This is a genomic window from Variovorax beijingensis (assembly GCF_003951285.1).
Classification (GTDB): Bacteria; Pseudomonadota; Gammaproteobacteria; order Burkholderiales; family Burkholderiaceae_C; genus Variovorax; species Variovorax beijingensis.
In genome coordinates this window covers 48313-69964 of sequence record NZ_RXFQ01000005.1, presented here as the reverse complement: position 1 = coordinate 69964, position 21652 = coordinate 48313, and the positions used below count along the sequence as shown (strand labels likewise).

17 protein-coding genes are annotated in these 21652 nt (G+C 68.6%); 12 read left to right on the top strand and 5 right to left on the bottom strand.

Annotation, left to right across the window (positions count from 1 at the left end; all coding sequences use genetic code 11):
• Positions 1 to 4 precede the first annotated feature (4 nt).
• The gene (locus EJO66_RS09715) at positions 5 to 475 is read right to left on the bottom strand and encodes a YqaA family protein (RefSeq protein ID WP_124958696.1); all 471 of its coding nucleotides are present in this window, start codon (positions 473 to 475) and stop codon (positions 5 to 7) included.
• Between the two features lie 181 nt (positions 476 to 656).
• On the opposite strand from EJO66_RS09715, the gene dusB reads away from it, so the two are divergent.
• The 3 genes from dusB to purH are packed head-to-tail and all read left to right on the top strand — an operon-like array spanning position 657 to position 3600.
• A complete protein-coding gene (gene dusB / locus EJO66_RS09710; protein WP_124958695.1) occupies positions 657 to 1715 on the top strand; it encodes a tRNA dihydrouridine synthase DusB in 1059 nt (352 codons plus the stop codon).
• Positions 1716 to 1735: 20 nt separating this feature from the next.
• A complete protein-coding gene (locus EJO66_RS09705) occupies positions 1736 to 1972 on the top strand; it encodes a Fis family transcriptional regulator (RefSeq protein WP_007838304.1) in 237 nt (78 codons plus the stop codon).
• A 20-nt stretch (positions 1973 to 1992) separates the two neighbouring features.
• A complete protein-coding gene (purH, locus tag EJO66_RS09700; RefSeq protein ID WP_124958694.1) occupies positions 1993 to 3600 on the top strand; it encodes a bifunctional phosphoribosylaminoimidazolecarboxamide formyltransferase/IMP cyclohydrolase in 1608 nt (535 codons plus the stop codon).
• A gap of 48 nt (positions 3601 to 3648) precedes the next feature.
• Here purH and hemL read toward each other — a convergent pair whose 3' ends face one another.
• Positions 3649 to 4944 (bottom strand): glutamate-1-semialdehyde 2,1-aminomutase, encoded by a 1296-nt coding sequence (hemL, locus tag EJO66_RS09695; protein ID WP_124958693.1) that lies wholly within the window; start codon positions 4942 to 4944, stop codon positions 3649 to 3651.
• Positions 4944 to 5909, bottom strand: coding sequence for a bifunctional hydroxymethylpyrimidine kinase/phosphomethylpyrimidine kinase (gene thiD / locus EJO66_RS09690; protein ID WP_124958692.1), 966 nt, complete (start codon positions 5907 to 5909; stop codon positions 4944 to 4946). Before thiD ends, hemL begins: the two co-directional genes overlap by 1 nt.
• Positions 5910 to 6020: 111 nt before the next feature.
• Here thiD and EJO66_RS09685 point away from each other — a divergent pair, with 111 nt between their 5' ends.
• The 6 genes from EJO66_RS09685 (at position 6021) to EJO66_RS09660 (ending at position 16196) form a co-directional block, all read left to right on the top strand.
• A complete protein-coding gene (locus tag EJO66_RS09685) occupies positions 6021 to 6191 on the top strand; it encodes a rubredoxin (RefSeq protein ID WP_007838397.1) in 171 nt (56 codons plus the stop codon).
• A gap of 81 nt (positions 6192 to 6272) precedes the next feature.
• Positions 6273 to 6671: a response regulator gene (locus EJO66_RS09680; protein ID WP_015867390.1), complete on the top strand. Its 399-nt coding sequence runs from the start codon at positions 6273 to 6275 to the stop codon at positions 6669 to 6671.
• Positions 6672 to 7037 (top strand): response regulator, encoded by a 366-nt coding sequence (locus tag EJO66_RS09675; protein WP_015867389.1) that lies wholly within the window; start codon positions 6672 to 6674, stop codon positions 7035 to 7037. It abuts the gene before it with no gap.
• 19 nt (positions 7038 to 7056) lie between these two features.
• A complete protein-coding gene (locus EJO66_RS09670; RefSeq protein WP_124958691.1) occupies positions 7057 to 7590 on the top strand; it encodes a chemotaxis protein CheW in 534 nt (177 codons plus the stop codon).
• Positions 7591 to 7632: 42 nt separating this feature from the next.
• On the top strand, positions 7633 to 9939 hold the full coding sequence (locus tag EJO66_RS09665; protein ID WP_124958690.1) for a methyl-accepting chemotaxis protein: 2307 nt from the start codon (positions 7633 to 7635) through the stop codon (positions 9937 to 9939).
• Between the two features lie 185 nt (positions 9940 to 10124).
• The gene (locus EJO66_RS09660; RefSeq protein WP_125965176.1) at positions 10125 to 16196 is read left to right on the top strand and encodes a hybrid sensor histidine kinase/response regulator; all 6072 of its coding nucleotides are present in this window, start codon (positions 10125 to 10127) and stop codon (positions 16194 to 16196) included.
• 29 nt (positions 16197 to 16225) lie between these two features.
• Here the strand turns inward: EJO66_RS09660 and EJO66_RS09655 are convergent, their stop codons facing one another.
• Positions 16226 to 17308, bottom strand: a complete 1083-nt coding sequence (locus EJO66_RS09655) for a helix-turn-helix transcriptional regulator (protein WP_124958688.1) — start codon at positions 17306 to 17308, stop codon at positions 16226 to 16228.
• Positions 17309 to 17524: 216 nt separating this feature from the next.
• Between EJO66_RS09655 and EJO66_RS09645 the strand changes: the two genes are divergently transcribed.
• Both EJO66_RS09645 and EJO66_RS09640 read left to right on the top strand, forming a co-directional pair.
• Positions 17525 to 19159: a hypothetical protein gene (locus tag EJO66_RS09645; RefSeq protein ID WP_164547804.1), complete on the top strand. Its 1635-nt coding sequence runs from the start codon at positions 17525 to 17527 to the stop codon at positions 19157 to 19159.
• Positions 19156 to 19548 (top strand): hypothetical protein, encoded by a 393-nt coding sequence (locus EJO66_RS09640; protein WP_125965174.1) that lies wholly within the window; start codon positions 19156 to 19158, stop codon positions 19546 to 19548. The genes EJO66_RS09645 and EJO66_RS09640 overlap by 4 nt, the downstream gene beginning before the upstream one ends.
• On the opposite strand, the gene EJO66_RS09635 is transcribed toward EJO66_RS09640, so the two are convergent.
• Complete coding sequence (locus EJO66_RS09635) at positions 19499 to 21046, bottom strand: cryptochrome/photolyase family protein (RefSeq protein WP_125965173.1); 1548 nt, start codon at positions 21044 to 21046, stop codon at positions 19499 to 19501. The two genes, EJO66_RS09640 and EJO66_RS09635, sit on opposite strands and share 50 nt — an antisense overlap.
• Here EJO66_RS09635 and EJO66_RS09630 point away from each other — a divergent pair, their 5' ends adjacent.
• Entirely contained in the window at positions 21047 to 21646 is a 600-nt protein-coding gene (locus EJO66_RS09630) for a YqgE/AlgH family protein (RefSeq protein ID WP_124958683.1), read from the top strand.
• Positions 21647 to 21652: the final 6 nt, after the last annotated feature.

Genomic DNA, 21652 nt, shown 5'->3' with positions numbered 1-21652 from the left:
CGCCTCAGGACGGAAACACGTAGAGCAGCGCGACCGTCATGCAGACATAGCGCAGGAACTTCCCGATGGCCATGTACCCGAGGCATGGCCAGAAGGGCAGCTTGAGCCAGCCCGCCACCGCGCACAGCGGATCGCCCACCAGCGGCAGCCAGCTCAGCAGGCAGGCCTTGGGCCCGAGCCGCTCCAGCCAGCCCAAGACCCGCACATGATGTTTCGAGTGCGAATATTTGTCTGCCACCTTGTGCGCGCCGTAGCCCATCCACCAGTCGACCGCGCCGCCCAGCGTGTTGCCCACCGTCGCGACCAGGATGGCCGGCCAGAACATGTCGGGGTTGAGCTTGAGCAGGCCGAAAAGAATGGGCTCCGAGCCCACCGGCAGCAGCGTGGCCGAAACGAAGGCCGCGATGAACACCGTGGAGAGTCCGTATTGCGGAAGCGCAAGAAGCGCCAGGAGTGCGTCGAGCCAAGCTTGCATAAAGTGAAATGAGTCGACGCAGTATAGGCAGCGGCCCTTCTGCGGCAGGTCGGAGAACGCGCCGTGCATGGCAGGCGTCGCCGCGGTACCGCGCGCGCAAATCGTTTCAGCGCGTGGAATCGCGCGTGGCTACAATCGTGCCTCATTTTTCAGCAGCCGCTCTCGCGACGCTTTCCACTTCATGACCTTGCAGATCGGCATCCACACGCTGGAAAACCGCCTGTTCGTTGCGCCCATGGCCGGCGTGACGGACCGGCCGTTCCGCATGCTGTGCCGCGAACTCGGCGCGGGCTATGCGGTCAGCGAGATGGTCACCTCGCGCAAGGAACTCTGGAACACGCTCAAGACCTCGCGCCGCGCCAACCACGACGGCGAGCCGGGTCCCATTGCGGTGCAGATCGCCGGCACCGATGCGGCCATGATGGCCGAGGCCGCGGTCTACAACATCGAGCGTGGTGCGCAGATCATCGACATCAACATGGGCTGCCCGGCCAAGAAGGTCTGCAACAAGTGGGCCGGTTCGGCGCTGATGCGCGACGAGCCGCTGGCGCTGGAGATCGTGCAGGCCGTGGTCGATGCGGCAGAGCCGTTCAACGTGCCGGTCACGCTCAAGATGCGCACCGGCTGGAGCGAAGAGCACCGCAACGCGGTGAAGCTCGCGCGCGATTTCGAATCGGCCGGCGTGCAGATGATCACCGTGCATGGGCGCACCCGCGAGCAAGGCTACAAGGGCAGTGCCGAATACGACACCATTGCCGCAGTGAAGGCCGCGGTGCGCGTGCCGGTGGTGGCCAACGGCGACATCCGCTCGCCCGAGAAGGCGCGCGAGGTGCTCGCGGCCACCGGCGCCGACGCAGTGATGATCGGCCGCGCCGCGCAGGGGCGGCCCTGGATCTTCCGCGAGATCTCCCATTTCCTGGCCACGGGCACGCACCTTGCACCGCCGCTGGTCGCCGAAGTGCGCCGCCTGCTGCTCGACCACCTGGTGGAGCACTACGCGCTCTACGGCGAGTTCAGCGGCGTGCGCACCGCGCGCAAGCACATCGGCTGGTATGTGCGCACGCTGCCGGACGGCGAAGCCTTCCGCGCGCGGATGAACACCATCGAAGACTCTGCCGCGCAGCTGCGCGCGGTCGGCGATTATTTCGACGGGTTGGCGGACCGCATGGACCGCATGCCCGTGCACCAGGCGGCCGAAGAGCTGTCCGGTGAAGAGGAGGCGGCCTGCGCCGCCGATTGAGAGGAAGAGAAGAAAAAAACATGAGCAAGAAACACATCGAGGACTGCGTGCGCACCAGTCTGGACAGCTACTTTCGTGATCTGCGCGGCACCGAACCCGACGGCATGTACGAGATGCTCGTGCGCGTGGTCGAGAAGCCCCTGCTCGACGTCGTGATGACACGCGCCGAGGGCAACCAGTCGAAAGCCGCGCAATGGTTGGGCCTGAATCGCAACACGCTTCGCAAGAAGCTGGTTGAACACAAACTTCTGAAATAAATAACTCCACGGCATATTCCATGGCCCAGACCGCACTCATCTCCGTCTCCGACAAAACCGGCATCCTCGAATTCGCGCAGGCGCTGCATGCGCTGGGCATCAAGCTGCTGTCCACGGGCGGCACCGCCAAGCTGCTGGCCGATGCCGGCCTGCCCGTGACCGAAGTGGCCGACCACACCGGCTTTCCCGAAATGCTCGACGGCCGCGTGAAGACGCTGCATCCCAAGATCCACGGCGGCCTGCTCGCGCGGCGCGACCTGCCCTCGCACGTGGCGGCCATCAAGGAACACGGCATCGACACCATCGACCTGCTGGTGGTCAATCTTTATCCTTTCGAAACCACGGTGGCCAAGGCCGGCTGCACGCTGGAAGACGCCATCGAGAACATCGACATCGGCGGCCCGGCCATGGTGCGCAGCGCGGCCAAGAACTGGAAAGACGTGGGCGTGCTGACCGACGCTTCGCAATACTCCGTGGCGCTGGCCGAGCTCCAGGCCGGCGGCAAGCTCAGCGACAAGACCAAGTTCGCGTTCTCGGTGGCCGCGTTCAACCGCATCGCCGACTACGACGGCGCCATCAGCGACTACCTCTCGGCCATCGACTTCGACGCCAGCATCGGCCAGCCTTCGCCCACGCGCTCGATGTTCCCGGCGCAGAGCAATGGCCGCTTCGTGAAGGTGCAGGACCTGCGCTATGGCGAGAACCCGCACCAGCAGGCCGCGTTCTACCGCGACCTGCATCCGGCGCCCGGCTCGCTCGTGTCGGCCAGGCAACTGCAGGGCAAGGAGCTCAGCTACAACAACATCGCCGATGCCGACGCCGCATGGGAATGCGTGAAGAGCTTCGACGTGCCTGCGTGCGTGATCGTCAAGCACGCCAACCCCTGCGGCGTGGCCGTCGGCAAGGACGCGGCCGAAGCCTACGGCAAGGCCTTCAAGACCGACCCGACCTCGGCCTTCGGCGGCATCATCGCCTTCAACCGCCCGGTCGATGGCGAGACCGCGCAGGCCATTGCCAAGCAGTTCGTCGAAGTGCTGATGGCGCCGGGCTACACGCCCGAGGCGCTCGCGGTGTTCCAGGCCACCAAGGTCAAGCAGAACGTGCGCGTGCTCGAGATCGCGCTGCCGCCGGGCGGCACCACCGACTGGGACAACGGCCGCAACCTCATGGACGTGAAGCGCGTCGGTTCGGGCCTGTTGATGCAGACCGCCGACAACCACGAGCTCGCGGCGAGCGACCTCAAGGTGGTCACGAAGAAGCAGCCCACGCCCGAGCAGCTGCAGGACCTGCTGTTCGCATGGAAGGTCGCCAAGTACGTGAAGAGCAACGCCATCGTGTTCTGCGCCGGCGGCATGACCATGGGCGTGGGCGCGGGCCAGATGAGCCGCCTCGACTCGGCGCGCATCGCGAGCATCAAGGCCGAGCATGCGGGCCTCTCGCTCAAAGGCACGGCGGTGGCGAGCGATGCCTTCTTCCCGTTCCGCGACGGGCTCGACGTGGTGGTCGATGCCGGCGCGAGCTGCGTGATCCAGCCGGGCGGCTCGATGCGCGACCAGGAAGTGATCGATGCCGCCGACGAGCGCGGCGTGGTCATGGTGCTCTCGGGCGTGCGCCACTTCCGCCACTGAGCCTGCGCGCTCGGGCGGGGCGCGCTTCGGCGCCCCGCAGCAAACAGATCAGAGCGAGCGCAACGTCCTGAAAACCTGCCGTGCCGCCTCGATGGTGGCCGCAATGTCGTCGTCGCCATGCGCGGCGCTCACGAAGCCGGCCTCGTAGAGCGCCGGTGCGATGTACACGCCGCGCTCCAGCAGGCCGTGGAACAGCGCGTTGAACTTCGCGTTGTCGGTGGTCATCACGGTGGCGTAGTTCTGCGGCAGCTCGCTCATCAGGAAGAAGCCGAACATGCCGCCTTCGCTGTCGGCATTGAAGGGCAGTCCCTCGGCCGCGGCGGCGGCCTTGAGGCCGTCGACCAGTGAGCGGGTCTTCGTGCCCAGCGCTTCATAGAAGCCGGGCCTCGAAATCTCCTTCAGCGTGGCGAGGCCGCAGGCCGTGGCCACCGGATTGCCCGACAGCGTGCCGGCCTGGTAGACCGGCCCGAGCGGCGCGAGCTGCTCCATGATGGCGCGCGGCCCGCCGAAGGCCGCCAGCGGCATGCCGCCGCCGATGACCTTGCCGAGCACCGTGAGGTCGGGCGTGATGCCCAGCACGCCCTGCGCGCCGTGCAGGCCGACGCGAAAGCCGGTCATCACTTCGTCGAACACCAGCAGCGCGCCGTGCTGCGTGCACAGCTCGCGGCAGCGGGCGGCGAAGGCGGGCGTGGCGCGCACGAAGTTCATGTTGCCGGCAATCGCCTCGATCATCAGGCAGGCGATGTCGTTGCCATGCAGCGCGAAGGCTTCCTCGAGCTGCGCGATGTTGTTGTACTCGAGCACCAGCGTGTGCTGCGTGACCTCGGGCGGCACGCCGGCCGAGGTGGGATGGCCGAAGGTGGCGAGGCCGGAGCCGGCCTTCACCAGCAGCGCATCGGCATGTCCGTGGTAGCAGCCCTCGAACTTGATGATGTGCTTGCGGCCGGTGGCGCCGCGCGCCAGGCGCAGCGCGCTCATGGCGGCCTCGGTGCCCGAGCTCACCAGCCGCACCATCTCCATCGACGGCATCAGCGCCAGGATGGCTTCGGCCAGCTCGATCTCGCGCTCGGTCGGCGCGCCGTAGGAGAAGCCCTCGAGCACGGCCTTCTGCACCGCTTCGACCACCGCGGGGTGGCCGTGGCCCAGGATCATCGGGCCCCAGGAGCCGATGTAGTCGATGTAGCGCTTGTCGTTGGCGTCCCAGAAATAGGCGCCCTCGGCCCGGCGGATGAAGCGCGGCGTGCCGCCCACGGCCTTGAAGGCGCGCACCGGCGAATTGACGCCGCCGGGAATGACGGCGCGGGCGCGCTCGAAAAGAGTGTCGTTTTGGTCAGCGTTTGGCATCAGTGTCGGGTGTCGTGAGGGGGCAGGGCAAAGTCTTGCGGCGCGTCGGGGTCTTCGTCGTCGTCCTCGTCGTCTTCCGGCTCGGCCCAGAACAGGCGGTCCGGCAGCACGTGGCCCATGCCGGGCCGGAAGCCCGCATCGAGGCAGCGGTCCATGTAGGCCAGGGCCTCGGTGGTGGCGGCCACCAGGTCGGTGCCGCTCGCGAGCAGGGCGGCCAGCGCCGCCGACAGGGTGTCGCCCGCGCCGGCGAAGACGGCTTCGAGCCGCTCGTATTTCTCGCTGGCGAGCACCGACTGCGGGGAGGCCAGCACGTTGTCGATGAACTGGTCGGGCAGCACCATGCCGGTCACCAGCGTGTAGGGCACGCCGAACTCGCCGGCGGCCTTGGCGATGTCGCGCGCGCCGGGCGGACGCTCGCCGCTCCAGTCGGGCAGCAGCCAGCGCCACAGCGTACTGTGGTTTCCAACCAACACTGTGGCCTGGGGCAGCAGCAGCTCGCGGAAGGCGTCGAGATAGCCCTCGATGAGGTTTTCGTCCCACCAGGAAAGGTTGGGCATGTAGGCCACCAGCGGCACCTCGGGGTAGTCGGAGGCGGTCTCGGCGATGGTGCTCAGGGCTTCGGGGGTTCCGACGAAGCCCACCTTGATGAGCTGGACCTCCACGTCCTCGAGGATGGCGCGTGCCTGCTCGGCAATGGCCTCTTCCTCGAAGGCGAAATGGTCGAAGATCTCGGCCGTGTCGCGCGCGTAGGCGCCCGTGACCACCGGCAGCATGTGCGCGCCGACCGAGGCCATGGCCAGGGCATCGGCGCCCAGGCCGCCTGCGCCGCTCGGATCGCTGGCGTTGAAGACCAGCACGCAGGGCGGATTCAGGTCGCGCTCGGCCACCTCTTCGGCGTCCGGCGGGGGGTCGTTAAGATTGCCCGGTTTGCGGGCGTGGTCTGCTGGATGTAAGTAGATGGTCATACGCCGGGCGGAATCCCCTGGATGGTGGCATAGGCGCGACGTTTACCGTCCGCCAGTGAGATACGCATAGATACACTCGTTGCATTTAATGAACAAGGACTTTAAGCTCCGATGAATACGAAAACTTGGATGTGCCTGATTTGTGGGTGGATCTATGACGAAGCGGTTGGTGTACCGGAAGACGGCATCGCGGCGGGCACGGCCTGGGCCGATGTCCCGATGAACTGGACCTGTCCTGAGTGCGGTGCGCGCAAGGAAGACTTCGAAATGGTTGAAATCTGAAGCATGGCATAGGGCTACGCGATTTGCGCCGATGTACGGCGCGGCGGGCATCCAAGTCTCATCTCAGCAGGAGCATGTGCAATGGGGCCGAATGGATCAGGTTACAAGGTGCTCGTCATCGACGACAGCAATACGATCCGGCGCAGTGCCGAAATATTTCTGAAGCAGGGCGGGCACGAGGTTCTTCTCGCGGAAGACGGCTTCGACGCGCTCTCCAAGGTTAACGACCACAAGCCGCATCTGATTTTCTGCGACATCCTCATGCCGCGGCTGGACGGCTACCAGACTTGCGCCATCATCAAGCGCAACGCTCATTTCTCCAATGTTCCGGTCGTGATGCTCTCTTCCAAGGACGGCGTCTTTGACAAGGCTCGCGGCCGCATGGTCGGGTCGCAAGACTACCTGACCAAACCTTTCACCAAAGACCAGCTGCTGCAGGCCGTGCAGCAGTTTGGCACCCTTCAACAGGAAGTGCAGTAAATGCCCATTCGAAAAATCCTCGTCGTCGACGACTCCAAGACGGAACTGGTGTTCCTCTCGGACCTGCTCCAGAAGAACGGCTTTGCGGTCAAGACCGCCGAAAACGCCGAAGACGCCATGCGCCGGCTCGAAGAGGACCAGCCCGACCTGATCCTCATGGATGTCGTCATGCCCGGCCAGAACGGCTTCCAGCTGACGCGCGCCATTGCCCGCGATCCGCAGTACGCCGCCATCCCGATCATCCTGTGCACCAGCAAGAACCAGGAAACCGATCGCGTCTGGGGCATGCGCCAGGGCGCCCGCGATTACATCGTGAAGCCGGTCAACGCGGCCGAGCTGATGTCCAAGATCAGCGCGCTGGCCTGAGCAGGCGCCTGCCGAGTCCATGGCCAATCGCGACGCTCTCCGAGCCTTCCAGTCCCGGCTTGCGAGCCGCCTGCAGGCTGCGCGCACGACCGGCGTCGCCGCCTCGTGGCTCGCGGTCGAGGCGGGAGAGGGCAAGTACCTGTTCCCACTCGGCCACGCGGGAGAAATCTTCCCGTGGACGCCGCCGCAGCCCGTGCCCTACACGCAGCCCTGGTTCCTGGGCGTGGCCAACCTGCGCGGCGGCCTCTATGGCGTGGTGCACCTGTCGGCATTCGCTTCCGGCGCGCCGGACAACACGGCCGCCACCGAGGCGGCCCGCATGCAATCGCGGCTCGTTGCCCTCAACGAGCTGCTCGAAGTGAACTGCGCACTGCTGGTCGACCGGCTGGCGGGATTGCGCGGCGCCGAGGCCTTCACGGCTTCGGAGCCGCCGGATGCGCAAGCACCCGCCTGGCTGGGGCATCTGTACACCGATGCGGCGGGCGAGCGCTGGCAGGAAGTCAACCTGCAGGCGCTTTCGCAGCAACCCGAGTTTTTGAGTATTGGCGCCTAGTGCTTCCGCACAGCCCAAAGACAACCACCTGAAGGACCGACCGTGAGCTCGATCGCCGACAAGTTCAAGAAATTACTGCCCGCGAACAGCGGCAACGACAAGGCCCGCGTCGACGGCTCCGGTTCCATATCGCTCGACGACGTCGACACGGTTCAGGCGCTGGAGGAAAAGACCATTCGGCTGGCCCGCAAGGACGGCGCCCCGGCCGCGCCGCTGCCCGCCGGCTTTGCCGACGAAATGCTCGGCGGCAGCGAGGCGGCCAACGAGGCGGCATCGCCCGAAAGCGCCCAGGCCGCGGGCGGTCGAGCGGGTTCGAACCCGGCGCGCCAGCAGCGCATCCTGGCCATCATGCTCGCGGTGGTGGTGCTGCTGCTGCTCTTGGTGGCCGGCTCCGCCATTCTTCGCGCCGAGCGCCTTGCGCAGCAGGTGGCCGCCACCGGCCAGTCGCTGATGCAGTCGCAGCGGCTCGCAAAATCGATCTCCCAGGCCCTCGTGGGCAGCGCCCCCGCATTCGTCGAAGTGAAGGACAGCGCCGACGACCTCACGCGCCGCGTGCAGGGCCTGACCAACGGCGACGACGCCCTGCGCCTGGAGCGCGTGGGCAACCAGTACGACGAGGACATGGCCAAGATCAACCCCCTGGTTGTCCGTGCCGATGCCAGCGCCAAGGTCGTGCTGGCCCAGCGCCAGATCCTGACCCAGGTGGGCGCCGCTCTGCGCGACATCAACCAGCAGTCGTCCGCGCTGCTCGAAATGACGGAAACCGTCGCTTCGCTGAAGATGCAGCAGAACGCCACGCTGCCTGAAATTTCGGCGGCCGGCCAGCTCGTCATGCTGACCCAGCGCATCGGCAAGTCGACCAACGAATTCTTCACGGTCGAGGGCGTGAACCCCGACGCCGTGTTCCTGCTCGGCAAGGACCTGAACACCTTCCAGGAAACCACGCGCGGCTTGCTCGACGGCAATGCGCAGCAGCGCTTCCCCGGCTCGAAAGACCCGCAGACCCGCGAGCAGCTCGCAGCCATTCTCAAGACCTACGAGCAGATGCGCACGCAGGCCTCGGCCATTCTGGGCAACCTGCAGGGCCTGGTGGCCGCGCGCGAGGCGCAGGCCTCCATCCTGACCGACAGCGAACCGCTGCGCAAATCGCTCGGCGAGCTGCAGGACAAGCTGTCCGCACGCACGGGTCTCGGCGCCGGAACGATCGTGATGCTGTTCGTGCTCTCGCTGGCCGCCCTGGCGCTGGCCGGCGCCATCGGTTTCGTGCAGGTGCGCGAAGGCCGCGAACGTGCTGTCGTGGCCGAGCGCGAGCGTCTCGCGGCCGAGCAGGCCAGCGAAGAGGCCGGCCGCATCAACAATGCCAACCAGGCCGCCATTCTTCGGCTGATGAACGAACTGCAGACGGTGGCCGAAGGCGACCTGACGCAGGAAGCCACCGTGACCGAGGACATCACCGGCGCCATCGCCGACTCGGTGAACTACACGGTGGAAGAACTGCGCCTGCTGGTGGGCAACGTGCAGAACACGGCCACCCGCGTGGCGCAGACCACCTCGCAGGTGGAAAGCACCTCGACCGAACTGCTCGCTGCCTCGACCGAGCAGCTGCGCGAGATTCGCGAAACCGGCCAGTCGGTGGTGACCATGGCCGAGCGGATCAACGGTGTGTCCTCGCAGGCGCAGGAGTCCGCCACGGTGGCGCGCCAGTCGCTGCAGGCTGCGTCCTCGGGCCTGCAGGCCGTGCAGAACGCCATCGGCGGCATGAACTCCATCCGCGACCAGATCCAGGAAACCTCCAAGCGCATCAAGCGCCTGGGCGAGTCGTCGCAGGAGATCGGCGAAATCACCGAGCTGATCTCGGACATTACCGAGCAGACGAACGTGCTGGCGCTGAACGCCGCCATCCAGGCCGCATCGGCCGGTGAAGCCGGCCGCGGCTTCTCGGTGGTGGCCGAAGAAGTGCAGCGCCTGGCTGAACGCTCCGCCGACGCCACGCGCCAGATCTCGGCGCTGGTGAAGGCCATTCAGACCGACACGCAGGATGCGGTGGGCGCCATGGAGCGTTCCACGCAGGGTGTGGTCGAAGGGGCCAAGCTGTCCGACAATGCCGGTACCGCGCTGTCCGAGATCGACCGCGTGTCGCGCCGGCTTGCAGACCTCATCGAGCAGATTTCGCAGTCCGCTTCCCGCGAGGCCGATTCGGCCAACGTGGTGGCCGCCAACATCCAGCACATCTTTGCCGTGACCGAGCAGACCGGAGAAGGTACCCGCAACACCGCCCAGCAGGTGCGCGAGCTGTCCCAGATGGCCGAGGAACTGCGCCGCTCGGTGGCCCGATTCAAGATCGCCTGATGAAGCTCTCCCCCAGTCTTCGCGCACTTCGTGTCGCTTCGCCAACCCCCTTCCGGGGGCAACACCAGCAGCCCGGCAAAGCCGGTTCTGCGGTGTTTCACGAAGTGGCCGCGATGACTTCGTGCATTCGGGGCGCGCAGCGCCCAGTGGAAAACTGACAGTCAAGAAAACGGCGAGCATCCAACGTGTCGACTCAAACCCCTGCCACGGCCCCCCTCGCTGGCAACGTGCCGGCCACCGAAGACCTTGGGCCGCTGGCCTGGGTTCTGGGAGAAATCCAGAAATCCCTCGACAGCGTCGGCAAGTCGCTGCGGCGCTTCGTGCGCGACGTGGGCAATGCCTCGGAGCTCGAAAGCGGCCCGCTGCAGGTGGCCCGCCAGCAGCTGCACCAATCCGTGGGCGCGCTGCAGATGGTGGGCAACACCGCACCTGCGCTGGTGCTCGGCGCCATCGAGTTTGCGGTGCAGGGCTTCATCGCCGAGCCGCAGCGTTGCACCGACAGCGCGGTCCAGAAGATCGAGCGCGCCGGCTTTGCCGTCACCGATTTCCTCAACGCGCTCCTGGCCGGCAAGGCCGTGTCGTCGGTGGCGCTGTTCCCGCAATACCGCGACGTGCTCGAACTGGTCGGCAACGAGCGCGTTCATCCGGCGGACCTGTGGAGCACTGCCTGGCGCTGGGTCGAAGTGCGGCCCGCGCTGACCCAGGCCGCCGTCAGCTATGACCCGGCCGTACGCTCGCGGCTCGACCGAGAGGTGCTGCAGCTGGTCAAGACCGGCGATCCGCAGGCCGCGCGGCGGCTGCATGCACTGTGCCTGGGGCTCGGGCGCGGTGCGCTGCTGCCCCGCGTCGCCAGCTTCTGGACGCTGGCCGCAGGCTTCTTCGAGGCCCTGGCGCTGGGCCTGATTCCCGCCGATTCGTATGTGAAGCGCGCCGCTTCCCGCGTGCTGCTGCAGTACGCCACCCTGGCGCGCGGCGACAGCGCGGTGTCCGACCGCCTGGGCCAGGACCTGCTGTTCTTCTGCGCCCAGGCCGTGCCCGGCGCACAGGACGAAGCCGCCACCCTGCGCACCGTCCGTACCGCCTGGGGCGTGGCCGGCGAGCAGCAGGTCGACTACACGGTCGAGCAGTTCGGCCGCTACGACCCGCTGGTGCTGGCGCAGGCGCGCAAGCGCATCGAAACCGCCAAGGAAATGTGGTCGGCGCTTTCGGGCGGCGACATCACCCGCACGCGCCAGGTGGCCGACACCTTCGCGCAGCTGGGCGAATCGCTGCAGAAGCTCCATCCGCCCATCCTGCCGATGGTGGAGGCGCTCACCCATGCGGTCGACGCCTCGGTGCGCTCCAGCCAGCCGCCCGATACCGAGCTGGCGATGGAAGTCGCCACCTCGGTGCTCTACCTGGAAGCCGCGCTCGAAGACCTGGACCCGAGCGATCCGCAGCTCACTTCCCGCACCCTGCAGCTGGCCGGCCGCATCGAGCGCGTGCGCGCAGGCGGGCATTCGGAGCCGCTCGAGCCCTGGATGGAGGACCTGTACCGGCGCGTGAGCGACCGCCAGACCATGGGCACCGTGGTCGACGAACTGCGCAGCCACCTGAGCGAGCTCGAGAAATCGCTCGACCAGTATTTCCGCCGCCCCGCCGAGAAGGCCTTGCTGCGCACCGTGCCGAGCCAGCTGCTGCAGATGCGCGGCGTGTTCTCGGTGCTGGGGCTCGACCAGGCCGCCAGCACCGTGCAGCGCATGCGCGACGACGTCGAGCAGATGCTGGTGGGCAACGCATCGCCGGTCGAGGAGATGCAGAGCTTCGATGCGCTCGGCAACAACCTGGGCGCGCTGGGCTTCCTGATCGACATGCTGGGCTACCAGCCGACGCTCGCCAAGCGCCTGTTCGTGTTCGACGCCGATGCCGGCGAACTCAAGCCGCTGATGGGCCGCCAGGCCGCCGACAGCACCGCCGCGGAAGCCGCGGCCCCCGGCGCCGCGCCCGCGGCCGCCGAAGCGGTGCTCAGCATCGAGGAGGTCGATGCCCAGATCGCCTCCAAGCTCGCCGCGCTCGCCACGCCCAACCGCAAGGCGAAGGTCTCGCCGATCGAGGAGTTCAGCCGCAAGGCCGACAGCTGGACCCACAAGATCGCCGGTCCCGCGGCCCTGCCCGATACCGAGGTGACCGAGCTCGAAGAAGACGACCTGCAGAACATCTTCCTCGACGAAGCCCGCGAGGTGGTGCAGAACGGCCTGGCCGCCATCGACGAGCTGGGCAGCCACCCCGACGACACCGAGGAACTCACCATCCTGCGGCGCGCGTTCCATACGCTCAAGGGCAGCTCGCGCATGGTCGGCCTGACCGACTTCGGCGATGCCGCCTGGTCCTTCGAGCAGGTGCTCAACACCTGGCTGGCTGACCAGCGCGACGCCACGCCCGACCTGCTCACCGGCACCCGCAAGGCGCTCGAGGAGTTCAGCCAGTGGGTCGAGGCCATTGCGTCCGGTGCCCAGCACGGCTGGCAAGCGGCGCATTTCAGCCGCGTCGCCAACGCGCTGCTGGCGGGCGAACCCGTGCCCGCCGCCCCCACGTGGGTCGCCGATGCCGACGCCCTGGCCGTGGCCGCGCGCCACATTGCCGCGGAGCCGCAGCCGGCCGCTCCCGCGCCGGCGCCGGAACCCGCGCAACTGCCGGAACTCGCCCAGCTGCCGGAGCTTCCGGAACTGCCCGACCTGTCGCTTTCCCCCGCAGCGCCGGTGGAAGCGGCACCCGCCGCGGAATTCGAACTGCTGCCGCCGCAAACGCCGCCGGCCGCGGCAAAGCCCGAAGCCGACGACGATTTCGCTTCCACCGATTTCCTCGACTTCGAATCCCGGCCGACGCCGGATGCCGACGCGCTCGAGGCCTTCGACCACAGCGCCGACTTCGATTTTCTTGCGCCCGCGAATGCGCAGGCGCCGGTCCAGTCGATCGCCCGCTTCACGGCGGAACCCGCCGTCGAGCCGGCACCGGCCGCCGATACGCCCGAATCTCCAGCCCTGGACGGGCTGCCCGACCTCGACTGGGCGACCGAGATCGTGCCAGCGAAGGCAGACGAGCCCGTGGCGCTTGCCGAGGAGCCCGCACCGGTGCCGGCGGAAGAGCCCGCACCAGCGGTGCCCGCCGAAGAGCCCGTGGCCGCGCCGGCCCTGCTGCTGGAGCCTGAAGAAGCCGCCGTTGCCGATGAAGCATCGGCCCAGGTTGCGGAAGCTACGCCCGCCGCCGCCGAAGAAACCGCGGCGCCGGTCGAGGCCGAGGAAACCGCCGAAGCCGCCGCTGCCTCCGGTGCCGAAGACCAGGTGAAGGTCATCGGGCCGCTGCGCATCGGCATTGCGCTCTACAACGTCTACCTCAACGAGGCCGACGAGTGGTCCAGGCAGCTCGCCACCGAAGTGGGCGAGTGGGCGCTCGAATCGCACGAGCGGCTGTCCGACTCGACCGTTGCGCTCGCACATTCGCTGGCCGGCAGCTCGGCCACGGTCGGCTTCCACAGCCTCTCGGGCATGGCGCGCCTGCTCGAAGCCGCGCTGCAGCATCTGCAGATGCAGGGCAGCGGCTCGCGCGAACAGGGCGTGGTGCTGGTGGCCGCGGCCGACGAGCTGCGCCGCCTGCTGCACCAGTTTGCCGTCGGTTTCCTGCGCGAGCCGTCCGAAGGAACGCTGCAGGCGCTGCGCGACATTGCTGCCGCGCCAATGCCGGCCGAGGCCGCCGCGCGCGTCGAGACCCGTCCGCTCCAGCACCTGGTGGCGCAGGGCAACGTGGCCGACGTGGCGCTGGACGATTCCGAAGACGCCATCGACATGGCCGATGCGGTCGACGTCGACCTGTTCCCGATCTTCGAGGAAGAAGCGGCGGAGCTGCTGCCCCAGCTGGGCCAGGCGCTGCGCCAATGGGCGCACCACCCCGACGACAGCGCGCCGCGCGCCTCGGTGCTGCGCACGCTGCACACGCTCAAGGGCAGCGCCCGGCTGGCCGGCGCCATGCGCCTTGGAGAGCGCGCGCACCGCATGGAGTCCGAGATCGAAGTGCTGGGCACCCAGGGCGGCGCCGACCGGGCCGAGATCGAGAAGCTGCTCATGCGCCTCGATGCGCTGCAGGCCACCTTCGACGCCCTGCGCGCCGCGGACGATGCCACCCAGGCCGAAGTGGCCCAGCTGGTGGCGACGGCCTCGGTGACCTCGCCGGGCGTGCAGCTGGTGCAGGTTCCTGCCGAATCGGGTGTGTCCGCCAACGACGAGACACTGGCCGCCGCCGACGAGAACGCCAGCGCGTCCGCGGAAACCGCCGCCGCGCCATCGCTGCTGCCGCGTCCGGCCCCCGCGCTGCTGGCACCGCTGCGTGCGGTGTCGAGCCAGGCCGTGCGCATCCGCACCCAGCTGCTCGACCGCCTGGTGGCGCAGACCGGCGAGGTCATCATCACGCGATCGCGCCTGGAGGCCGAACTCGGCCAGCTGCGCGGCTCGCTCTCCGACCTCACGGGCAACCTCGACCGCCTGCGCCAGCAGCTGCGCGACATCGAGGTGCAGGCCGAAAGCCAGATGCAGTCGCGCCTGGCCCAGGCCAAGGATTCGCAGCAGAGCTTCGACCCGCTGGAGTTCGACCGCTTCACCCGCGTGCAGGAACTCACGCGCATGATGGCCGAGTCGGTGAACGACGTGGCCACCGTGCAGCGCACGCTGCAAAAGACGGTGCAGGCCACGGAAGACGACCTCAGCGTGCAGGCGCGCCAGACGCGCGAACTGCAGCGCGGCCTGCTGCGCACGCGCATGGTGGAGTTCGAGGGCATCTCCGACCGCCTCTACCGCGTGGTGCGCCAGGCCTCCAAGGACACCGGCAAGCAGGTGCGCCTGGACATCGTCGGCGGCTCCATCGAAATGGACCGCGGCGTGCTCGACCGCATGACGCCCGCCTTCGAACATCTGCTGCGCAACTGCGTGGCGCACGGCATCGAGGACCCGGCGGCGCGCGAAAAGGCCGGCAAGGACGCCAACGGCCTGATCGTGATCGACCTGCACCAGGAGGGCAACGACGTCTCGGTGAGCTTCCGCGACGACGGCGCCGGCCTCGACCACGGCCGCATCGCCGAGCGCGCCCGCACGCTCGGCCTGCTTGCGCCCGGCCAGGAACTCTCGCCCGAGGAAGCCACCGAACTGATCTTCAAGCCCGGCTTCTCGACCGCCGGACAGGTGTCCGAGCTGGCCGGCCGCGGCATCGGCATGGACGTGGTGCGCGCGCAGATCGCCGCGCTCGGCGGCCGCATCGAGACGCGCAGCGTGGCAGGCCAGGGCACCACCTTCAAGCTGGTGCTGCCGCTCACCACCGCGGTGACGCACGTGGTGATGCTGCGCGCCGGCGAGGTGTCGATCGGCGTGCCGTCGAACCTGGTCGAACTGGTGCAGCGCGTGAGCAGCGCCGAGCTCGAGGCCGCCTACCTGCACAACAGCCATCCGTTCGGCAGCGAGCAGGTGCCCTTCTACTGGGCCGGCGCATTGCTGCAGGCCTCCGCGCGCAGCGAGCATCCCACGAGCAGGAACAACACCGTCGTGATCGTGCGAAGCGCGGCGCAGCGGGTCGGCCTGCATGTGGACGAAGTGCTGGGCAACCAGGAAGTCGTGGTCAAGAACCTCGGGCCGCAGCTGGCCCGGTTGCCGGGCCTGGCGGGCATCTCGGTGCTGGCTTCGGGCGCGGTGGCGCTCATCTACAACCCGGTGGCGGTGGCCGCGGTGCATGGCGAACAGGCGCGCGAGCGCCAGGCCGCTGCGCTGGCCGCGCCCGCGCATGCCGCCGGCGCCGACCATGGTGCGCCGCAGGAGCCGTTGCCGATGCTGGCCCCCGCGGCGCCGCAGGTGCCGCTGGTGCTGGTGGTCGACGACTCCATCACCGTGCGCCGCGTGACGCAGCGCCTGCTGCAGCGCGAAGGCTATCGCGTGTCGCTCGCGGCCGACGGCCTGCAGGCGCTCGAACGCCTGCAGCAGGAGCGCCCGGCCGTGGTGCTGTCGGACATCGAGATGCCGCGCATGGACGGCTTCGACCTGGCGCGCAACATCCGCGCGGACGATTCGATGGCCGGCCTGCCGATCATCATGATCACCTCGCGCATCGCCGAGAAGCACCGCGACTACGCGCGCACGCTGGGCGTGAACCACTACCTCGGCAAGCCCTACTCGGAAGAAGAACTGCTGCGCCTGGTGCGCAGCTACACCAGCGAGCCTGCCGCCACGCTGGCAGTGGCCTGAGCCGGGGCCGCGGCCGGCCGTCCTGAAGCCTAGGACGCAAGCAGCGCCTTGCGCACCAGCTCGACCTGCCGCGTGCAGCCCATCTTGGCCATCAGCGAGCCGAGCTGGCTGCGCACCGTGTGCACCGACACGCCCTGCGCGCCGGCATGCTGCTTGGGCGACTGGCCCGCGACGAGCGCCGCCAGCACGCGCGCCTCGGCAGGGGTGATGCCGAAGGCGCCGCAGAGGCTGTCGATCGAGGGCGTCGCCTGCGAACGGCCGAGGCGGATGCGCACCAGTACCAGCACCTCCTCGCCCAGGCTCAGTTGCGGCGCGGCGCGTGCCATTTCCAGTTCTTGCAGGCCTGCCGGTCCGCCGGAGATGGGCAGGCAGACCCGCTGACGCGATTGCGCCGCCAGCCGAAGGCCGGCCGCCAGCGCCTGCTGTGTCTGCGCATCCGGATGCCAGAGCCGCTGGCCGCGCGGGCGCAGCGAGCGGCTGGTGCCGAAGAACTCCTGCGCGCCGGCCGATGCGCGCAGCACTGTGCCCGCGGGCGTCACCAGCAAGACCGCCTCGCCGAAGGCCGCAAACGCGGATTCGGCGCCGCCGAGCCACAGCCGGGCGCGCTCGTCGCGGCGCGCCAGCCCCTGGCGCAGCGCCTGGGTGACGCGGCGGATCCGCGTGCTGTCGAGCAGGCGGCGCGCATGCGCGGCCGTGCTGCGCTGCACCGTGAGGCCGCCGCGCCGCTGCGGGCCCTCGTCGAGGATGCAGGCCAGCATCTGGCGCGCGCCATGGCGGCACATGAAGTCGGCGTAGTAAAGATTCTTCGAGAGAAAGGCCGGCGAGAACATCTCGTGCGTGTCGAACCAGCTTCCAGGCGCGGCGCCGAGGGTCGGCGGAATCAGGATGTCGTGGGCGCAGAAATGCTGCATGTATTCGCGCTCGGCGGCCGGTGAAACATTGACCTGCTGGAAGCTCAGCAGCTCGCTGCCGCGTTCCAGCAGGATGAAGGTGGCGCTGTCGCCGCCGATCACCTGCTGCATGCCTTGCAGCAGGTCGCGCCATGGCGGCTGCGGATCGTCCAGGTGCGCGATGGCGTCGAGCGTGCGGCGCAGTGCGAGATTCCGGTTCATGTGATGCCTCCCTGGCCTGCCGGTTTTTCCCGCGGCCATGATGCGCGCCCGCGCCGCCGGGTGTCAACGCGCAAGGGGTACCTACTACCGCTTCGCCGGTCGCCGCGCATCGTGCATTTGCGTGATGCGCCGTGCAGACCGCCCTCCCACACTGTTGAGAACGAAGGTTCGCTTTTCCGGCAAACCCGGTACCCGACGCAACCTGGAGGAAAGACCATGCACATTCGATTCACCAGAGCGGCCGTTCCGTCGGCCTGCGCAGGCCTTCTGCTGGCGCTGTCCGCCTGCGGCGGCGGAGGAGGTGGCGGGGGCGGAGGTGGCTTTCCGCCGTTCGGTCCCCCGGGCGGCGGCAACCCGCCGTCGTCCCCATCGCCGGTCACGGTGTCGGGCAAGGTGATGGTGCTCGGCCCGGTGAGTGGGGCGCTGGTCTGCGTGGACCGCAACCGCAACGGCGCCTGCGACGAAGGCGAGCCCGCGGCCGCCAACAAGACCGGCGAGGACGGCGCCTACAGCTTCGGCTACACGCCGGCCGATGCGGCCGCGGCAGCCGAGCTTGCCGCCGCGCCGCTGCTGGCGCAGGTGGACGGCGGCAATCCCTCGCTGCCATCGTTCTCCCAGCCCTTCACCATGAGCGCGCCGGCCGGGCACCGCGGGCAGGTCAATCCGCTGACCACGCTGCTGCAGGCGGGCATGGCGGCGGGCCTGGCGCCCGAGCGGGCCGAGGCGCTGGTGCTGCTGCAGCTGGGCCTGCCCGAGGTTGCCCAGCTGTACGACTACCAGGGCGTGGCCGTGGCCGACCCCGGCCGCCTCGAGGACAACGCCTTCACCGCCGCGCTGGTCACGGCCGATGCGCTGCACAGCGGCGTGGCCTTGCGGCTGGTCGATCCGGCGACCGTCACGCCGGTGGCCTCGGACCAGCTGGCCCGGCTGGACTTCGCGCGCGCCGACCACTACATCGCGCGGACCTACCCGACCGATGGCGTGCCCGATCCCGCCACCGGCAAGCTGAAGCTCACCGACCGGCGCGAAGGCCTGACCAACGGTGCACCCACCGCCCACGACACGCTCTACGGTGTCGTGCAACTGGGCGCCAGCGGCTGGGTGCGCTGCGACGAGAACGCGGCCTTCACCAGCACCTTTGGCACGCCGAGCCGCAGCGACTATTGCGGCGGCACCACGCGCAGCCTCGGCCATGCCGCGGTCACCGACATCTCCGGCCGCAAGATGGCCGAGGTGGTGGCCGAGATGCAGGCGGCCGATGGCAACAGCATCTTCGGTGTGGTGCCGGCGGCCGCTTTCGCCAATCCGGACGCCACCTTCCCGGCCGGCTCGCAGCTGCGCTACCGCCTCGGCGTGGACCTGGCGCAGCCCTATTCGATCAACCTGGCCAACCCCCATGAGACGACCGGCTTCACCACGCTGGAAGCATTGATCGCGGCCTTCCCGGCCTCGGGCGCCACCCTGCCTGCCGGCGCCGGCACCATCAGCCTGGGCGTGCTGAACGAGCAGCAGACGCGCCTCTTGCGCGCGGCCTTCACCGGCCCCGGCACGGTGCAGTACTACGCCTGCAACTTCGATTCGGCCACCAACGCGTACGACACCTGCGCGGCCACCGAGACCGGCACGGTGGAGCTGCGCACCGAGGGCGGCGCGCGCGTGCTGGCCTTCGACGGCGGCCATCCGCCGGCCGGCGTGGGATCGCTGCGCACCTTCGGCGAGTACGGCGGCAAGGTCTATGTGGTGCGCGCAACCAAGTCCGACGCCAGGTACAACGTCAACACCGCGCGCCGCCTCAACGGCGTGGCCTGGGAGGCGATGAAGCCCCAACTGGGCATCGGGAGCGCGGTATGAGGCGCAGCTCTTGGCGCGCCGCGGCCTGCGCCGGCATGTTGGCCACGGCTGCCGGGCTGGCCGCGGGCCAGGCGGCCGACGGGCTGGAAGGCGAGTGGACCGCGCGCATCACGCTCAAGAACGGCCGCCAGGTCGATGCGCAGATGCAGCTGCAGGCGGCAGGCGGCACCTGGCGCACGCTGGCGCAGAACCCTGGCGACCCCTGCGTCGGCATCCCGACACCGATGCTGTGGCGGCGCGTGGAAAGCGGCGTCTACGAGCTGCACTTCCAGGGCAGCAAGGCGCTCACCGGCTGCCGCGACAACCTCATCACCTTCCAGCAGCTCGACGCGGGCACGCTCAGGGGGCGCTCCGACGCCGGCGCGGAGATCGTGCTGACGCGCCGCTGAGCGGCGGCTGGTCCGCGCCGCGCACCGCACCGTAGCGCCGCAGCGTCTGCTCGCGCGCCTCGGCATGGTCGACCACCGGCCTGGGGTAGGTCTCGCCGAGCTTGATGCCGGCGGCTTCCAGTTCCACCGGCGATGCCGTCCAGGGTGCATGGATCGCGGCATTCGACAGCCCCGCGAGCTGCGGCAGGTAGCGCCGGATGAACTTGCCCTCGGGGTCGAAGCGCTCGCTCTGCGTCACCGGGTTGAAGATGCGGAACCAGGGCTGCGCGTCGCAGCCGCTGGAGCTGGCCCATTGCCAGTTGCCGTTGTTCGAGGCCAGCTCGAAGTCGTTCAGGTGCAGCGCAAAGTAGCGCTCGCCGCGCCGCCAGTCCAGCCCCAGGTCCTTGCAGAGGAAACTGGCCACAACCATGCGCAGGCGGTTGTGCATGTAGCCGCTCTGGTTGATCTGCAGCATGGCCGCGTCCACCAGCGGATAGCCCGTGCGGCCCTGGCACCAGGCCTCGAACAGCTGGTCGGCATGCTTGCCGTGGTGCCACTGGATCTTGTCGTACGCGGGCCGGAAGCTCTTCGACTCGCCGCCCGAATGCACGTGCGGAAAGTGCACCAGGATCTGGAAATGGAACTCGCGCCAGATCAGCTCGCCAAGCCAGGCGGCCGCGCCCGCGTCGCCCTGCAGGAAGAGCTGGTGCGCAACCCCGGCGAGCTGCCGGATCGACACGGTGCCGAAGCGCAGGTGCACGCCCAGGTAGCTCGGCCCCCGCACCGCCGGAAAATTGCGCGCGGCATCGTAGCGGTCGATGCGCTGGAAAAAGTCCTCGAACAGCGCCGCCGCACCCTGGCTGCCGGTGGGAATGTCGAGCCCGGAGAGATTGCTCCGGCCAAAGCCGAGGTCCTCGAGCGAAGGCACCGGGGTGCGATGGGCCGCGGGCGGCGGCGCCAGCGCGTCGGCATGGCTGCGCACCGGGTACGGCTTCAGGAAGAAGGCGTCCACCTTGGCGAGCCAGGCCCGCTTGTAGGGCGTGAACACCGTGTACGGCTGGCCGGTCTTGTTGAGCACCTCGTCGCGCTCGAAGACGGTGCAGTCCTTGTAGGTGTAGAAGCTCACGCCCGCGTTGGCCAGGGCGCCCAGCACCTGGGCGTCGCGCGCCAGCGCGTCGGGCTCGTCGTCGCGGTTGGCGAAGACGGCCTGCACGTCCAGGCTGTGCGCCAGCGCCGGAATCTCCTCGATGGCGTGGGCGTGCCGCACGATCAGCCCGCCGCTCAGCGCCCGCAGTTCTTCCTCGAGCTCCACCAGCGATTCCCGGATGAATTCCACGCGCCGGTCGACCCGGGGCAGCGGGTCCAGGATGGCCCGGTCGAACACGAAAACGCACACCACCTGCCGGCAGGCCCGCAGCGCGTGGTACAGGGCCGCGTTGTCGTCCACGCGCAGGTCGCGGCGAAACCACATGAGCCCTTTGGGATAGGTCTTGTCGACGGCCAGTAAAATCGGCGGCATATGGCTGCCGATTCTGCCCCGATGAACCTTACGCATCACTTCCTGATCGCGATGCCGGGGATGGAAGATAAAACTTTCAACCGCAGCGTCGTCTACCTGTGCGAACACAGCGAGCGCGGTGCGCTCGGGCTGGTGATCAACAAACCCAGCGACATCAACCTGAAGGTGCTGTTCGAGAAGATCGAACTCCACCTGTCGCGTCCCGAACTCGGCGACGCCCCCGTCTTCCAGGGCGGGCCGGTGCAGACCGAGCGCGGCTTCGTGCTGCACGAGCCGGTGTTCACCCATGCCGAGAAGCCCGAGGAATCGGTCTACGCCTCGACCATGACCATTCCCGGCGGCCTCGAAATGACCACCTCCAAGGACGTGCTCGAGGCCCTGGCCACCGGCGCGGGCCCGCGCAAGGTGCTGGTTTCGCTCGGCTATTCGGCCTGGGGCGAGGGGCAGCTCGAATCGGAACTGGCCGAGAACAGCTGGCTCACCGTGGGCGCCGATCCGGCCGTGATCTTCGATACCCCGGTCGAGCAGCGCTACGACAAGGCGCTGCTGCTGCTGGGCCTGGAAGCCTGGAAACTGTCGCCGGAAGCGGGACACGCGTGATGGCCG

Coding starts and splice junctions, on each gene's coding strand:
- dusB (WP_124958695.1), top strand. CDS start 657: ATGACCTTGCAGATCGGCATCCACACGCTGGAAAACCGCCTGTTCGTT.
- EJO66_RS09645 (WP_164547804.1), top strand. CDS start 17,525: ATGCACATTCGATTCACCAGAGCGGCCGTTCCGTCGGCCTGCGCAGGC.
- EJO66_RS09705 (WP_007838304.1), top strand. CDS start 1,736: ATGAGCAAGAAACACATCGAGGACTGCGTGCGCACCAGTCTGGACAGC.
- EJO66_RS09670 (WP_124958691.1), top strand. CDS start 7,057: ATGGCCAATCGCGACGCTCTCCGAGCCTTCCAGTCCCGGCTTGCGAGC.
- EJO66_RS09640 (WP_125965174.1), top strand. CDS start 19,156: ATGAGGCGCAGCTCTTGGCGCGCCGCGGCCTGCGCCGGCATGTTGGCC.
- EJO66_RS09675 (WP_015867389.1), top strand. CDS start 6,672: ATGCCCATTCGAAAAATCCTCGTCGTCGACGACTCCAAGACGGAACTG.
- EJO66_RS09655 (WP_124958688.1), bottom strand. CDS start 17,308: ATGAACCGGAATCTCGCACTGCGCCGCACGCTCGACGCCATCGCGCAC.
- hemL (WP_124958693.1), bottom strand. CDS start 4,944: ATGCCAAACGCTGACCAAAACGACACTCTTTTCGAGCGCGCCCGCGCC.
- thiD (WP_124958692.1), bottom strand. CDS start 5,909: ATGACCATCTACTTACATCCAGCAGACCACGCCCGCAAACCGGGCAAT.
- EJO66_RS09680 (WP_015867390.1), top strand. CDS start 6,273: ATGGGGCCGAATGGATCAGGTTACAAGGTGCTCGTCATCGACGACAGC.
- EJO66_RS09635 (WP_125965173.1), bottom strand. CDS start 21,046: ATGCCGCCGATTTTACTGGCCGTCGACAAGACCTATCCCAAAGGGCTC.
- purH (WP_124958694.1), top strand. CDS start 1,993: ATGGCCCAGACCGCACTCATCTCCGTCTCCGACAAAACCGGCATCCTC.
- EJO66_RS09630 (WP_124958683.1), top strand. CDS start 21,047: ATGGCTGCCGATTCTGCCCCGATGAACCTTACGCATCACTTCCTGATC.
- EJO66_RS09685 (WP_007838397.1), top strand. CDS start 6,021: ATGAATACGAAAACTTGGATGTGCCTGATTTGTGGGTGGATCTATGAC.
- EJO66_RS09715 (WP_124958696.1), bottom strand. CDS start 475: ATGCAAGCTTGGCTCGACGCACTCCTGGCGCTTCTTGCGCTTCCGCAA.